The organism is Streptomyces sp. ALB3 (assembly GCF_044385685.1).
GTDB lineage: Bacteria > Actinomycetota > Actinomycetes > Streptomycetales > Streptomycetaceae > Streptomyces.
Map to the genome: position 1 here is coordinate 434,717 of NZ_JBISCE010000003.1, position 13,762 is coordinate 448,478.

At 70.5% G+C, this 13,762-nt stretch carries 8 protein-coding genes; 6 read left to right on the top strand and 2 right to left on the bottom strand.

All coding sequences use genetic code 11. The features are described from left to right. The first annotated feature begins 50 nt into the window (after positions 1 to 50). The 3 genes from ACHFIV_RS03895 to ACHFIV_RS03905 all read left to right on the top strand — a co-directional run bounded on the left by ACHFIV_RS03895 (position 51) and on the right by ACHFIV_RS03905 (position 3,860). Positions 51 to 458 carry a (deoxy)nucleoside triphosphate pyrophosphohydrolase gene (locus tag ACHFIV_RS03895; RefSeq protein ID WP_398963439.1) on the top strand — a complete coding sequence of 136 codons (408 nt, stop codon included), beginning with the start codon at positions 51 to 53 and terminating at the stop codon, positions 456 to 458. 188 nt (positions 459 to 646) lie between these two features. Beyond that, positions 647 to 1,084, top strand: a complete 438-nt coding sequence (locus ACHFIV_RS03900; protein WP_398963442.1) for an ATP-binding protein — start codon at positions 647 to 649, stop codon at positions 1,082 to 1,084. Positions 1,085 to 1,277: 193 nt separating this feature from the next. Then, complete coding sequence (locus ACHFIV_RS03905) at positions 1,278 to 3,860, top strand: SpoIIE family protein phosphatase (protein WP_398964201.1); 2,583 nt, start codon at positions 1,278 to 1,280, stop codon at positions 3,858 to 3,860. Between the two features lie 29 nt (positions 3,861 to 3,889). Here ACHFIV_RS03905 and ACHFIV_RS03910 read toward each other — a convergent pair whose 3' ends face one another. Both ACHFIV_RS03910 and ACHFIV_RS03915 read right to left on the bottom strand, forming a co-directional pair. After that, positions 3,890 to 4,603 (bottom strand): PspA/IM30 family protein, encoded by a 714-nt coding sequence (locus tag ACHFIV_RS03910; protein ID WP_398963444.1) that lies wholly within the window; start codon positions 4,601 to 4,603, stop codon positions 3,890 to 3,892. A 67-nt stretch (positions 4,604 to 4,670) separates the two neighbouring features. After that, on the bottom strand, positions 4,671 to 6,743 hold the full coding sequence (locus ACHFIV_RS03915) for a TPM domain-containing protein (RefSeq protein ID WP_398964203.1): 2,073 nt from the start codon (positions 6,741 to 6,743) through the stop codon (positions 4,671 to 4,673). 405 nt (positions 6,744 to 7,148) lie between these two features. On the opposite strand from ACHFIV_RS03915, the gene ACHFIV_RS03920 reads away from it, so the two are divergent. The 3 genes from ACHFIV_RS03920 to ACHFIV_RS03930 all read left to right on the top strand — a co-directional run bounded on the left by ACHFIV_RS03920 (position 7,149) and on the right by ACHFIV_RS03930 (position 13,662). Continuing rightward, positions 7,149 to 9,386, top strand: a complete 2,238-nt coding sequence (locus ACHFIV_RS03920; RefSeq protein WP_398963447.1) for an ABC transporter family substrate-binding protein — start codon at positions 7,149 to 7,151, stop codon at positions 9,384 to 9,386. A 334-nt stretch (positions 9,387 to 9,720) separates the two neighbouring features. Then, the gene (typA, locus tag ACHFIV_RS03925; RefSeq protein ID WP_398963450.1) at positions 9,721 to 11,595 is read left to right on the top strand and encodes a translational GTPase TypA; all 1,875 of its coding nucleotides are present in this window, start codon (positions 9,721 to 9,723) and stop codon (positions 11,593 to 11,595) included. A 444-nt stretch (positions 11,596 to 12,039) separates the two neighbouring features. After that, positions 12,040 to 13,662: a peptide ABC transporter substrate-binding protein gene (locus ACHFIV_RS03930; protein ID WP_398963452.1), complete on the top strand. Its 1,623-nt coding sequence runs from the start codon at positions 12,040 to 12,042 to the stop codon at positions 13,660 to 13,662. Positions 13,663 to 13,762 lie beyond the last annotated feature (100 nt).

Genomic DNA, 13,762 nt, shown 5'->3' on the forward strand with positions numbered 1-13,762 from the left:
GCCGGACAGCCGGCCGCGGGCCCGGGAAGGCACCGGTTACGCTCCGGCGCATGAGTGATTCCGTCGTCGTGGTGGCCGGGGCCGTGTGTGACGGCGGGCGGCTCCTGGCCGCCCGCCGCAGTGCCCCGCCGGAGCTGGCCGGGCGCTGGGAGCTGCCGGGCGGCAAGCTGGAGCCCGGTGAGAACGGTGAACAGGCCCTGGTGCGGGAGCTCCGGGAGGAGCTGGGCGTGGAGGCGGAGCCTCTGGAGCGCGTCCCGGGTGAATGGCCGCTGAAGCCCGGCTACGTCCTCCGGGTGTGGACGGTCCGGCTGCTGTCGGGCGAGCCCAGCCCGCTGGAGGACCACGACGAGCTGCGCTGGCTGGCCCCGGAGGAGGCGGACACCGTCGACTGGCTGGACCAGGACCGCCCGGCCGTGACCGAGGTCGTACGCCGGCTGCGGGAAGCCTCGCGGACCTGAGCCGCCTGGGCCGCCAGCCGCACGGGCCGCGAGCCCTCCAGGTCCCTGGGTGGCGCGCGGTGTCTTCTGCCGGCGGCGATGCACCCGTACGCCCCATTGACCAGTGCTTGCGATACGGTGCATCAAATATCGGGTATGTGGCGAATAGACCCTTGAGCAGGGTATGCCCCCGATGCCGGCCCTGGGAAGTGATCGGCGTGACCGATACCGACGGCGATCGTGCCGAGTGGAGCTTTCCGGCGGTGCCGGGCTCCGTGCGCGGCGCGAGGCACGCGGTCCGCGACGCCTTGCACGACTGGGGCTTCGACGCGGCGGTGGGTGACGTCGTCGTGCTGCTCGTCAGCGAGCTGGTGACGAACTCCCTGCGCTACGCCTCCGGCCCCATCGGTGTCCGGCTCGTGCGTCCGCACGCCGGCGGTGGGCGGCCCGAGGGGACCGCTGACGGGCGGAGTCTGCTGGTGGAGGTCTCGGATCCCGTTCCGGATCCGCCCACCGAACGCAGTGCCGGACCGGAGGACGAGGGCGGTCGTGGGCTGCAGCTCGTGGCTTGTTCCGCACGTCGCTGGGGGACCCGGCGCGGAAAGAGTGGCAAGACCGTGTGGTTCGAGCTCGCTCTGCCTGGTTAGGAGTGGGAGGGGACGCACAGCGATCACCGGAGGTCGGGCAGCACCTGGCTGAAAGGGACTGAGACCGTGCTGTGATCGTGAACGCCGTGCCGGTGAGGCCCGTAGTGCTGAATACTGCGGGCAGGACCGGTCCGGTGTGTGAGCTGGAGGGGACGGTCGCGTGAGCGAGATACCTGGGACGGCGGGCGACGTCATGTGGCAGAGCAGCCCGCCCGGCTCGATCTATGACTACATCAGGGTCGCATCGTTCTCGATCGGGCCGGACGGCCTGATCGAGCAGTGGAGCCGGCGGGCCGCCGGTCTCTTCGGCATGGCCTCCGAAGAGGTGGTGGGCAAGGACCCGGTCGAGGCGTTCATGCCCGCCGAGCTGCGCGGGGACGCCCACAGGCGCGTCGGCGAGATCCTGGACGGCAAGGAGTGGACGGGCGTCGTCCCGTTCCGGATCCCGGGCGAGAACGCGGCACGCGGACTCGCCGAGATCTACGTCATGCCGAGCGAGACCGAGAGCGGCGAACGCGCCGCGCTGTGCATCGTGGTCGACGTCAGGGCACTGCGGCGCATCGAGACGGACCTCGCCGCCTCGCAGGCGATATTCGGCCAATCTCCCTTCGGTTTCGTCCTCTTCGGTACCGACTTCACCGTCGTGCGCGCCAACAGGCGCTTCGCCACCGTCTTCGGCGGCGAGGCCGACGACCACCGGGGCCGCACGGTGGAGGACTACCTGGCCCGCCCGGAGGCCGAACGCCTCTCCATGACGCTCAAGCGCGTCCTGGAGACCGGTGACGCCGTCACCGACCTCCAGCTCGTCGGGACCCCGCCCGGGACGAAGAGCCGGCGCCACTGGTCCATGAACCTCTACCGGGTGCACAGCGGCTCCGGGCGGCCCGTCGGCATCGCCGGACTCGCCACCGACGTCACGCAACGGCACATCGCCGCCCGCGAGGCGGCCAGCGCCCGCCGCAACCTCGCCCTGCTCAACGAGGCGAGCGCGCGCATCGGCAACTCACTCGACCTGGAGACCACCGCACGGGAACTGCTCGACGTCGCCGTGCCCGGCTTCTGCGACCTGGCGTCGGTCGACCTGTTCCAGGGGCTGCTCACCGGCGAGGAGTCCTCTCCCGCCAGCTGGGGCAGGCACCACCAGGAATCCGGCTCGGGAACGGCGGAACTGCGCCGGGTCGCCCATGCCAGCGCCGTGTCCGACGCGCTCCCCGGAGTCCTCACCGGCGCCCCCGGGGGAGACGACGGGAAGTCCCACGGCGACACCGGCCCCCCCGCCCTCGGCTCGGTCCACCGCTACCCGTTCCACTCGCCCTGTGCCGTCGCCCTGCGCACCGGCCGGGTCGAGGACGTGCCCGGCGACGAACGCGGCTTCGTCCACTCCACCCTCGCCGTGCCGATGGTCGCGCACGACATCGTCGTCGGCCTCGTCCAGTTCTCCCGCACCAAGGGAAGCGAACCCTTCGGCGAGCGGGACCGGGCACTGGCCACCGAACTCGCGGCCCGCGCCGCCGTCTGCATGGACAACGCCCGCCTCTACCGCCGGGAGCACGAGCGGGCGCTCATCCTCCAGCGCAGCCTGCTCCCCCCGGGCGACCCCGAGGCGGCGGGCCTGGACATCGCCTGCCGTTACCTGCCGGGCAACACGGCCACGGAGGTCGGCGGCGACTGGTTCGACGTCATCGAGCTGCCCGGTCACCGCACGGCCCTGGTCGTCGGCGACGTGATGGGCCGCGGGCTGCGGGCCGCCGTCGCCATGGGCGAACTGCGCACCGCCGTACGCACGCTGGCCCTCCTGGACCTGGAACCCGCTGAGGTTTTGTCCGCCCTGGACGAGGTCGCACGGGGTCTCGGAACCCCGGGGGGAGGCGAGCGGAGCGAGGGCTTCGCCGCTGGCGGCGGCGCCCAGTGGCCCTCGCGGGCCGCCCACAAGTCGCGTGAGGCAGACCTGTCCGAGGTCTATCTGGCGACCTGTGTGTACGCGGTGTACGACCCGGTCACCAGGCGGTGCACCTTCGCCAACGCCGGTCACCTGCCTCCGGTGGTGGCCGAGCCGGGCGAGCCGGCCCTGCTGCTCGACGTGCCGCCGGGCATGCCGCTCGGCGTCGGCGGCGAACCCTTCGAGGAGGTCGAGGTGGAACTCAGGGAGGGTTCGCTCCTCGCCCTCTACACCGACGGGCTCGTGGAGTCCCGGGACCACCCGCTCGACGAGGGACTGGACGCGTTCCGGGAGGCCCTCACCGAGCCGTCACAGCCGCTGGAGGACGTCTGTGACCATGTGCTGACCACGCTCGACACCCGGCACGGTGAGGACGACATCGCCCTGCTGATGGCCCGTATCCAGGGTCTCGCGCCGGACGCGGTGGGGGACTGGCGGCTTCCGCGTGAGCTCCGCTCGGTCGCCCGCGCGCGTGAGCTGGCCCGCGTCCAGCTCACCGCCTGGGACCTGGACGACCTGGTGGACACCACCGAACTGCTGGTCAGCGAACTCGTCACCAACGCCCTGCGCTACGGCGAGGGTGAGATCCGGCTCAGGCTCCTCCGCGACCGCACGCTGGTCTGCGAGGTATGGGACGCCGGGCTCGTCCAGCCGCGGCGCCGGCGTGCTCGCGACACCGACGAGGGCGGGCGCGGACTGCAACTGGTCGGGCTGCTGAGCGCCGCCTGGGGCTCGCGGCGTACTCCGCGCGGCAAGACGGTGTGGTTCGAGCTCGCACTGCCTCACGGAGAGCCGGCCGCCGAGCTCTCCGTGGAGCAGCTGCTGAGCATGTACTGACGGCAGGTCAGGGCCGCGGCGGCGTCCCGTCACGCAGCGGACTTCAGGGCGGCGAGCCGGGCCTCGACCTCCGCGCTGTCCCCGAGGCTGTCCAGTTGTTCGAACTGGGCGTCCAGGGACGACGCGGCGAGTTCCTGCTTGCCGACCGCCCTCGCCTCCTCGCGCCGCACCTTGTCCTCGAAGCGGCCGAGCTCGCTCGTCGGGTCCATAACGTCGATGCTCCTGACGGCGTCCATCATCCGGTTCTGCGCCTGCGCGGACGCGGCACGGGCGACCAGTTCGTCGCGCTTGGACTTCAACTGGGCCAGCTTGCCCTTCATCTGGTCCAGGCCCGACTTCAGCTTGTCCACCACCACCGTCTGCGAGGCGATCGTCGGCTCGGCGGACTTCGCCTCCTGCTCCGACCGGAGCTGCCGGCCCAGCGCCACCTTCGCCAGGTTGTCGAACCTGTCGGCGTCCGCGCCCGACCCCCCGGCCCGCAGCTCGTCGGCCTTCCGGCTGGCGGCGAGTGCCTTGCGGCCCCACTCCCTGGCCGCGTCGACATCCTCCCGGTGGTCCTCCTCCATCAGCCTGAGGTTGCCGATGGTGGCGGCCACCGCCTGCTCGGCCTCCACGATGTTGTCGGTGTAGTCGCGGATCAACTGGTCCAGCATCTTCCGCGGATCCTCCGCCTGGTCGATCAGGGCGTTGATGTTGGCCCGTGCCAGCTGGGTGACGCGGCCGAGGACGGTCTGCTTGGTCATGACACCTCTCCTTGTGCGAGATCTCGTCGTACGGGAGCCGGGGGCTGCCGAGCGGGGCGGACCGGAGTCAGAATCGGCCGCCCCCGCCCCGCCGGCCACGGGTCCCCCCGCCGCCGAAGCTGCCCGGACCGCCGAAACCGCCCCCGAACCCGCCGCCGAACCCTCCGCGTCCGCCGCCGAGCAGGCCGCCCAGGATGATGCCGCCCAGCACGGCGCCGCCCGCCCCGCCTCCGCCGAGCGGACCGCCGTAACCGCTCCTGTCGTGGTATCCGCGTACGTCCTGTTCGGCCAGGCTCCGCGCCTGGACGGCCAGCGCGTCCGCCTGCCGGGCCTCGGCCAGGGCGCCCTGGGGGTCGTCTCCGGCCGACAGCTCCCCGGCCCTCTCCCACCGCCGCTGGGCCTCCGCCAGCCGGGTGCGTGCCTGGCTGCCGACGGCTCCCCGGTGGGTGGCGACGTAATCCGCCGCGGTACCGATCGCCGCCCGCGCGGTGAGCATGGCCTGGTCGAGCAGCGAACGCGCCCGCCGGCTGCCGTGCTCCCGCTCACGGGCTCCGGCCAGTGCCTCGTCCAGTGCCGCGTCGGCCTCCTCCACCCTGCGCAGCGCGTCGACGGGGTCGTACGGACCGGAGGAGAGCTCCTCCCTCACGTCGCCCACCACCGCTTCGACCCGGGCGACCCTGCCCCGCAGATCCGCGGTCGGAACCCCCCGCGGTGTGCCGTCGAGCAGCCCCCGGGCGTCCGCGAGATCCGTCTCCGCCTCGGTGAGCGCGCGCGGCAGCCTGTCGGCGGCCTCGGCCAGCTCGCCGGCCCTCCGGCCCACGGCGTCCAGGAGCGTGCCCACCTGCTTGATCGCCCCTTCCGCGGCACGGACGTACACAGCGGCCCGCGCGTTGTCGCCGCCGTCCACGGCCTGGCGCGCCCGGCCGAGGGTGGAGGTGGTGAAGGCCAGCCGGTCCTCGGCCTGCCGGATGTCCTCGGCCGAGGGCGCGGAGGCCGGCTCGGCGTAGCGGGCCCGCATCGCACCGAGGGCCGTCTCCGACGCGGAGACGCGAGAGGCCAGCTCGCGGTAGGTGGCCTCGGCGGTGGCCACGGCCTGCGGGGCGGTCTCTTCCAGGGCGCGCAGCCGGTCGAAGTCCTCCGACACGGCGTCCAGGCGCCCGTTGGCGTCCGCGCAGCGGCTGACGATCTCGTCGAGCATGCGGCGCCGCGTCGCGTCGTCCTCGGGGACGGCGTCGTCCAGTTGCTGTCGCAGCCGGAAGGCGGCGGTCAGTCCGGCCTTTGCGCGCCGGACTGCCTCGGCGAACGGGACCGCGGCCTCCTCGCCGAACTGGGCCGTGGCGAAGCCGAGCTCCTCCTCACTGGTGCGCACGGCGTCGTCCGTGTCGACCAGGTCCCCCTTCGCCCGCGCGTCGAGTTCCGCCAGCGGAACCGGCGGCTCCGACGCCGCCCCGCTCGCGCCGCCCCAGCCGCCCACCGCAGGTGTCGTCCTGGTCCTCGTGCGCCGCCTGCGGCGGGTGAAGGCGAAGGCGGCGACGGCGAGGGCGACGACGAGCACCGCCACGGGCACGATCAGGCCCGCCGAGGCGCCGCTGCCCGAGCCGCCCCCGGGATCCGCTTCTCCGGGGGTGACGGCGGGGGCCGGGACCGGGTCACCGACGAGCACCGCGGCGTAGCCCCCGGCGGCGCCGATCGCGGCGCCGGCCCAGTCGTTCTGCCGGAGGGCCGGCTCGATGGCCGTGTTCGCCACGTCCTGGAGCTGGGCGTCGGTGAGCCGCGAGCCCTGGTCGACGGAGTAGGCGTACTGCCGGTCGTGCGTGGCGACGGCCAGCAGTACGTCCTCCTGGCCCAGCCCGTTGCGGTTCGCGGTCTCGTCGGTCCAGGTCTGCGCGTCGCGCCCGGAGAAGTCACGGACGTACGCGACGAACAGCTGCACCCGCCGCTCTTCGAACAAGCGGTCGAGGGCGGCTTCGACCTGCGGCTCGCGGGTGCCGAGAGCGTCCACCCGGTCGGTGATCTGCCCGTCCCGGGACAGGGGCACGGGGTCCTCCGCCCGGGCCCCCGGGCCTCCCGGCAGGGTGGTCCAGAGCGCCGCCACCAGGACGGCGACGAGGACCCTGCCGGGTATCGGAAGCCGGGGCATCCCGGTGCGGCTCGCAGGCGGCGTCACATCTGGGAGGCTATGTCCGCCCTCTGCCGCCCGCGACCCGGCGCGTCCGCACCGGCCGGCGGGTCCGGGACGCGTCGCGCACCGGTCGCCGGCCGGTCCGCGCGAGAGGCCCCGGTCCGGAACGGCCGTGGCGGCGGTCCGGGTCCCAGGGCCTGCGCCGTGGTGACCGGGCTGCACGGCCGACCGGTCCGCCGGGCCGCTGCCGGGGCCGCACGGGTGACTTCCGGCGCCCCACCGGCCGTGTCTGCCTCCGCCCGCGCGTCACGGTGCGTTCAGTGAATCAGCGCATCAGTCTGATCAACTGCAAATGCCACCAGAACGCATCATCCGGTCCATTCCGGTACGGGGTGGGCCGGGCCGGCCCCGGAGGTATCAGCCATGGCCCACGTCGGCGTCCCACGCGGGACGGCCCGAAAGCGCCGCTCGGTCGCGCTCCTGGCGACAGGTGTGCTCACGCTCCCTGTACTGGCGGGCTGCACCTCGGACAACGAGGGCCCCACATCGGTGGCCGTCCCCCAGGACATCGCCCCGGCGTCGCGGGACCGGGTGACCGAAGGCTCCACCCTCACCTGGGCGATCGACGCGGTCCCCGCCACCCTCAACGCCTTCCAGGCGGACGCCGACAGCGCGACCACACGGATCACCGGCGCCCTGCTGCCCTCCCTCTTCCCCATGAACGCACGGGGCGAGCCCAGGCTGAACCCCGACTACCTGGAGTCGGCGAAGGTCATCGAGCAGGAGCCCAAGCAGGTCGTCCTCTACAAGCTCAACCAGCAGGCCGTGTGGAGCGACGGCCGGGAGATCGGCGCCCCCGACTTCGTCGCCCAGTGGCGGGCGCTGAGCGGCCGGGACTCGGCCTTCTGGACCGCACGCAACGCGGGGTACGAGCGGATCGAGAAGATCGAACGCGGCAAGGACGATCTACAGGTCCGCGTCACGTTCTCCAAGCCGTACGGCGACTGGCGCTCGCTCTTCTCACCGCTGTACCCGAAGGAGGTGACCGGTTCCCCCGGCACCTTCAACGACGGGGCCAGGGCCACCCTCAAGAACACCGCCGGACCCTTCCGCCTGCGCAGCGTGAACAAGGGCAAGGGGACGGTCGTGCTCGACCGGAACCCGCGCTGGTGGGGCGACGAGGCCAAGCTCGAGTCCCTGGTCTTCCGCGCCGTAGAGCCCGGGGCCCGCGCCGACGCGCTGACCGCGGGAACGGTGGACGTCGCCGACATCGACCCCGCGACGGCGAACAGCATCGCTTCCGCGGCACGCTACCGGGGAGGGAACGGAGTGCCGCCCGCCCACGGGCCGGGAGCCGGCATCACCCCGGCCTCCGCTCTGCGCTCATGGGCACTGGCCCACGGCTCGGACGAGGAGGCCGCCGAGGCGGCGCGCGCCGCCCGCGCCAAGAACCGGGAGGCCGTCGCTGTCTACGCCGCCGAGCAGAAGTCGCTCCGCGGATTCGCCGTGCGCAAGTCGCTGGAGCCCGCCTACACGCAACTGGCGCTGAACGGTGAGTCCGGGCCGCTCTCCGACGACCGGGTGCGCCGCGCGGTGGCCCGCACCCTGGACCGCCAGGAGCTCGCCGACACCGTGCTCAAGCCGCTCGGCCTGCCCGCCGAGCCGCCCGGCAGCCACCTGGCCCTGGCGGGGCAGCCCGGGTACAAGGACGGCAGCGGCGCGCTCGGCGAACAGGACACCAAGGAGGCACAGGCCCTGCTGGCCGACGCCGGGTGGACCCGTGGGGGAGCCGTCCGCAGGACCGAGGACACCAAGGCGGGCAGCGAGGCGGAGAAGAAGGCCGCCGAGAAGAAGGCCGCCGAAGAGAAGGCGGCGGAGAAGAAGGCGACGGAGAAGGACGGGAAGCCGGCCGCCGGGAAGGAGGACAAGGCCTCACGCGACGAGGGCCTGTACGTCGTCGGCGACGAGAAGGCAGGCGAGCGCCCCGCCGGCGACACCGAGGTCACCGCGCAGGACAAGAAGCCCGGCGGCGCCGCGGGCGCCTACGCCCCCGCGGGGACGGCGGCACCGGCCCCCGCCTCGGTCAGGGACCGCCTGGGCAAGGGCGGCAAGCCGCTGACCCTCCGCTTCGTCCTGCCGTCCGGCCCCGGATCGCAGTCGCTGCGCACCGTCGGGGAGAAGATCGTCGGGATGCTGGACGCGATCGGCATCAGCACGCAGATCACGAAGGTCGACGACGAGAGCTACTTCAAGGACCACATCGCCTCCGGTGACTACGACCTGGCGTTGTACTCCTGGCCCGCGACCGCCTACCCGGCGACCGACGGCCGCCCCATCTTCGCCAAGCCGGAGCCGGCCACCGACGGCTCTCTGCTCGTCGAGCAGAACTACACGCGGGTCGGTTCCGACCACATCGACCAGCTCTTCGACCGCGCGGTCGCCGAGCTCGACGCCGACGCGGCCAGGGACCTGCTGAAGCAGGCCGACGCCCGGATCTGGGCCGCCGCGGGATCGATTCCTCTCTATCAGAGACCTCAGCTGGTCGCCGTCGACAAGAAGCTGGCGAACATCGGCGCCTTCGGCTTCGCCGCACCCCGCTACGAGGACATCGGCTTCACCGGGCGTGAAGCGGCAGGTTCCCCCGCGAATCGGAAGAAGTAGCAGGTCAAGGCCCTGTTCCAAGCTCAGATGGAGCTCAACTCCCTTGCCCGCCGGACCTTCCGGCGGGCAAGGTGGTGTCCGCCCCGACCCGGGCTGCTCGCCTTCCCGCACCCCTTGCCGTCGAGCCGGTAACCGGCTCGACGATGACGTAATACCAGCTGAATATCGGCTGAATTGTGGCTGTAGTCCTGCCCTGTGGATCGGGCCGGGAAGCCCCGGACCCATCGGGCCCGTACCATTGGACTAGCCGTGGCGTGCCGCCCGGCGGGCGTACGAGGACTCGAGACCGACTGAGACGCCTGATCCCACGATCCGAGAGAAGCGCAAGCCACCCATGCCCACGCGCCACGACATCCGTAACGTAGCCATCGTCGCCCACGTCGACCACGGCAAGACCACGCTGGTCGACGCCATGCTCAAGCAGGCGGGCGCCTTCGCCGCGCACGCCGCCGAGAACCTCGACGAACGCATGATGGACTCGAACGACCTGGAGCGTGAGAAGGGCATCACGATCCTCGCCAAGAACACGGCGGTGAAGTACCACCCCAAGGACGGCGGGGACCCGATCACGATCAACATCATCGACACCCCCGGCCACGCCGACTTCGGCGGCGAGGTCGAGCGCGGTCTGTCGATGGTGGACGCGGTCGTCCTCCTGGTCGACGCCTCCGAGGGGCCGCTGCCCCAGACCCGCTTCGTCCTGCGCAAGGCACTGACCGCCAAGCTGCCGGTCATCCTCTGCATCAACAAGACGGACCGCCCGGACTCCCGGATCTCCGAGGTCATCGACGAGACGTACGACCTCTTCCTGGACCTGGACGCCGACGAGGACCAGATCGAGTTCCCGATCGTCTACGCCTGCGCCCGTGACGGCGTCGCCTCGCTGACCAAGCCCGAGGACGGCACCGTCCCCGCGGACAGCGACAGCCTGGAGCCCTTCTTCACGACCATCCTCTCCACCGTCCCCGCGCCGGAGTACGACGAGGACGCCCCGCTGCAGGCCCACGTCACCAACCTGGACGCCGACAACTTCCTCGGCCGTATCGCGCTGTGCCGCGTCGAGCAGGGCGAGCTGCGCAAGGGCCAGACGGTCGCCTGGATCAAGCGTGACGGCACGATGTCCAACGTGCGCATCACCGAGCTCCTGATGACCGAGGCGCTCACCCGCAAGCCGGCCGAGAAGGCCGGGCCGGGCGACATCTGCGCCGTGGCCGGTTTCCCGGACATCATGATCGGTGAGACCCTCGCCGACCCCGAGAACCCGATCGCGCTGCCGCTCATCACGGTCGACGAGCCGGCCATCTCGATGACCATCGGTACGAACACCTCGCCGCTCGTCGGCAAGGGCGGCAAGGGCCACAAGGTCACCGCCCGTCAGGTGAAGGACCGTCTGGACCGTGAGCTCATCGGTAACGTCTCCCTGCGCGTCCTGGACACCGAGCGTCCCGACGCCTGGGAGGTCCAGGGCCGTGGTGAGCTCGCACTGGCGATCCTGGTCGAGCAGATGCGCCGTGAGGGCTTCGAGCTGACGGTCGGCAAGCCGGAGGTCGTCACCAAGCAGATCGACGGCAAGACGCACGAGCCGATCGAGCGCATGACCATCGACTCCCCCGAGGAGCACCTGGGTGCCATCACCCAGCTGATGGCGACCCGTAAGGGCCGCATGGAGACGATGACGAACCACGGTTCGGGCTGGGTCCGCATGGAGTGGATCGTGCCCTCCCGCGGCCTCATCGGCTTCCGTACGGAGTTCCTGACGCAGACCCGCGGCACGGGCATCGCGCACTCCATCTTCGAGGGCCACGAGCCGTGGTTCGGCGAGCTGCGCACCCGCCACAACGGCTCGCTGGTCGCCGACCGCTCGGGCACGGTGACGCCGTTCGCGATGGTCAACCTCCAGGAGCGCGGTGTGATCTTCACCGAGGCCGGCACCGAGGTCTACGAGGGCATGATCATCGGCGAGAACTCGCGCGCCGACGACATGGACGTGAACATCACCAAGGAGAAGAAGCTCACCAACATGCGTGCGGCTTCCGCGGACACCACCGAGAACGTGGTGCCCGCCCGCAAGCTCTCCCTGGAGCAGTCGCTGGAGTTCTGCCGCGAGGACGAGTGCATCGAGGTGACCCCGGAGACCGTCCGTATCCGTAAGGTCGTCCTGGACGCCAAGCAGCGTGGCCGCACGGCCTCGCGCGCGAAGAACGGCTGACCTGACCAGGGGTTCGTCCGCCACGGGCCGGCGAACCATCAGGACGTGCCATTGACATGAGGCCTGGACCCCCGCAGAAACTGTGGGGGTCCAGGCCTTTCGTCAACTCGTTTTCATGACCGAGGTGTCCGGATATCGTGCGTCGCTCTCCGGAACATGTGTTAACGGTCCGTTTCGGGGGTGTCTGTCTGGGATCGCTTTGTCCGGATTTCGGGCAACCATGGCTTCTGGATGTTGTCAAACCGAGACCCTTTAAGTGTGGTTTACAGCCCGGTGTTACTTAATAGTTGGCTCCATTGAGCTCGGGTCAATGGGTCGGCGCACTGTGGGGAGTGCGGACTCACGAGCACACTCGGGGCACTGCAAACGATCGCCGTCAGGGGTGTCGGTGATCTGTCCAGTGCCCTTCTTGTAGTCAAAAGTGGACTCATGAGGAGGAAACCCATGCGTGGTGCCAAGAGCGCCAAGTGGGTCGCGGGAGCGGCAATCATCGCCCTGGCCGCGACTGCCTGCGGCGGCGGAGACAGTGACAGTGACTCGGCTTCCAAGGAGAAGGGCAAGCCCGAGGGCTATGTGTCCATCGACGTCGGTGAGCCGCAGAAGCCGCTGATCCCTGCGGACACCAACGAGTCGCTCGGCAGCTACGTCATCCAGTCGATCTTCACCCAGCTCCTCGACTTCGATGCGGACGGCAAGATCGTCTACACGAACGCCGAGTCCGTGGAGACGACCGACTCCAAGACGTGGACCGTCAAGCTGAAGCCCGGCTGGAAGTTCCACGACGGCACTCCCGTCACGTCCGAGTCGTACATCAAGGCGTGGAACTGGTACGCCAACGTCAAGAACGCCCAGCAGAACGCGTTCTGGTTCGAGGACATCAAGGGCTACGCGGACGTCCACCCCGAGAAGGGTGACCCCAAGGCCACGGAGATGTCCGGCCTGAAGGCGGTCGACGACACCACCTTCACCATCGAGCTCACCAAGCCGGTGCCGTACTACGAGTACAAGCTCGGCTACACCACCTTCGCCCCGCTGCCCGAGGTGTTCTACAAGGACACCAAGGCGTTCGGCCAGGCCCCGGTCGGCAACGGTCCCTACGTCTTCGAGAAGTGGGACCACAAGAAGCTCATCCAGGTCAAGGCCAACCCTGACTACCAGGGCCCGAACAAGGCCAAGAACAAGGGTGTCCTCTTCAAGAACTACGCGACCGTCGAGGCCGCGTACCAGGACCTCCTGTCCGGCAACCTGGACATGATCCGCCAGGTCGGCCCGAAGGACCTCCCGAAGTACAAGGCCGACCTCGGCGACCGCGCGATCGACGAGCCGTACGCCGCGATCCAGTCGCTCGTCCCGACCTTCTACTCGAAGACCTTCAAGGACATCGACCCGAAGGTCCTGCAGGGTCTGTCGATGGGCATCGACCGCGACACGATCACCAAGACCGTGCTCAACAACACCCGCAAGCCCGCCACCAGCTTCACGCCTCCGGGCGTCGCCGGTAACCAGGACCTGGGCACCGACGTGTTCAAGTTCGACCCGGCCAAGGCGAAGCAGCTCGTCACCGAGGGCGGCGGCGTTCCGGGCAACAAGATCTGGATCCAGTACAACGCCGACGGCGGCCACAAGGAGTGGGTGACCGCGGTCTGCGAGTCGATCCGCAACTCGACCGGGGTCGACTGCGTCCCGGACGCCAAGCCGGACTTCCAGACCGACCTGGAAGCGCGTGACAACGACCAGGTGAAGTCGATGTACCGCGGTGGCTGGGTGGCCGACTACCCGCTGAACGTCAACTTCATGCGGGAGCTCTACGGCACGACCGCCGAGGCCAACAACGGCCGGTTCTCCGACAAGGAGGTCGACGCGGCCTTCAAGAAGGGCGACAACGCCAAGACCCTGGACGAGTCGATCAAGGCTTACCAGGACGCGGAGCGGCTCGTCCTCGAGAAGATGCCGGCGATCCCGCTGTGGGAGTACAAGACCAACGGTGGCTACTCGAAGGCCGTCGACAACGTGACGATCGACTTCCACGGTGACTACAACGTCACCGAAGTCACCGTCAACAAGTAACACACGCCTGAGGGCCCCCACTCGGCCATCAGCCGCCCACACCAGGCAGTAGGTCCCGGGGGGCCGCTCTCCGTATCCGGAGGGCGGCCCCTGGGCTGCT

Excerpts from the sequence above, each read along its gene's own strand:
- ACHFIV_RS03905 (WP_398964201.1), top strand. The coding sequence starts at position 1,278 with ATGTGGCAGAGCAGCCCGCCCGGCTCGATCTATGACTACATCAGGGTC.
- ACHFIV_RS03930 (WP_398963452.1), top strand. The coding sequence starts at position 12,040 with ATGCGTGGTGCCAAGAGCGCCAAGTGGGTCGCGGGAGCGGCAATCATC.
- ACHFIV_RS03915 (WP_398964203.1), bottom strand. The coding sequence starts at position 6,743 with ATGCCCCGGCTTCCGATACCCGGCAGGGTCCTCGTCGCCGTCCTGGTG.
- ACHFIV_RS03895 (WP_398963439.1), top strand. The coding sequence starts at position 51 with ATGAGTGATTCCGTCGTCGTGGTGGCCGGGGCCGTGTGTGACGGCGGG.
- ACHFIV_RS03910 (WP_398963444.1), bottom strand. The coding sequence starts at position 4,603 with ATGACCAAGCAGACCGTCCTCGGCCGCGTCACCCAGCTGGCACGGGCC.
- typA (WP_398963450.1), top strand. The coding sequence starts at position 9,721 with ATGCCCACGCGCCACGACATCCGTAACGTAGCCATCGTCGCCCACGTC.
- ACHFIV_RS03920 (WP_398963447.1), top strand. The coding sequence starts at position 7,149 with ATGGCCCACGTCGGCGTCCCACGCGGGACGGCCCGAAAGCGCCGCTCG.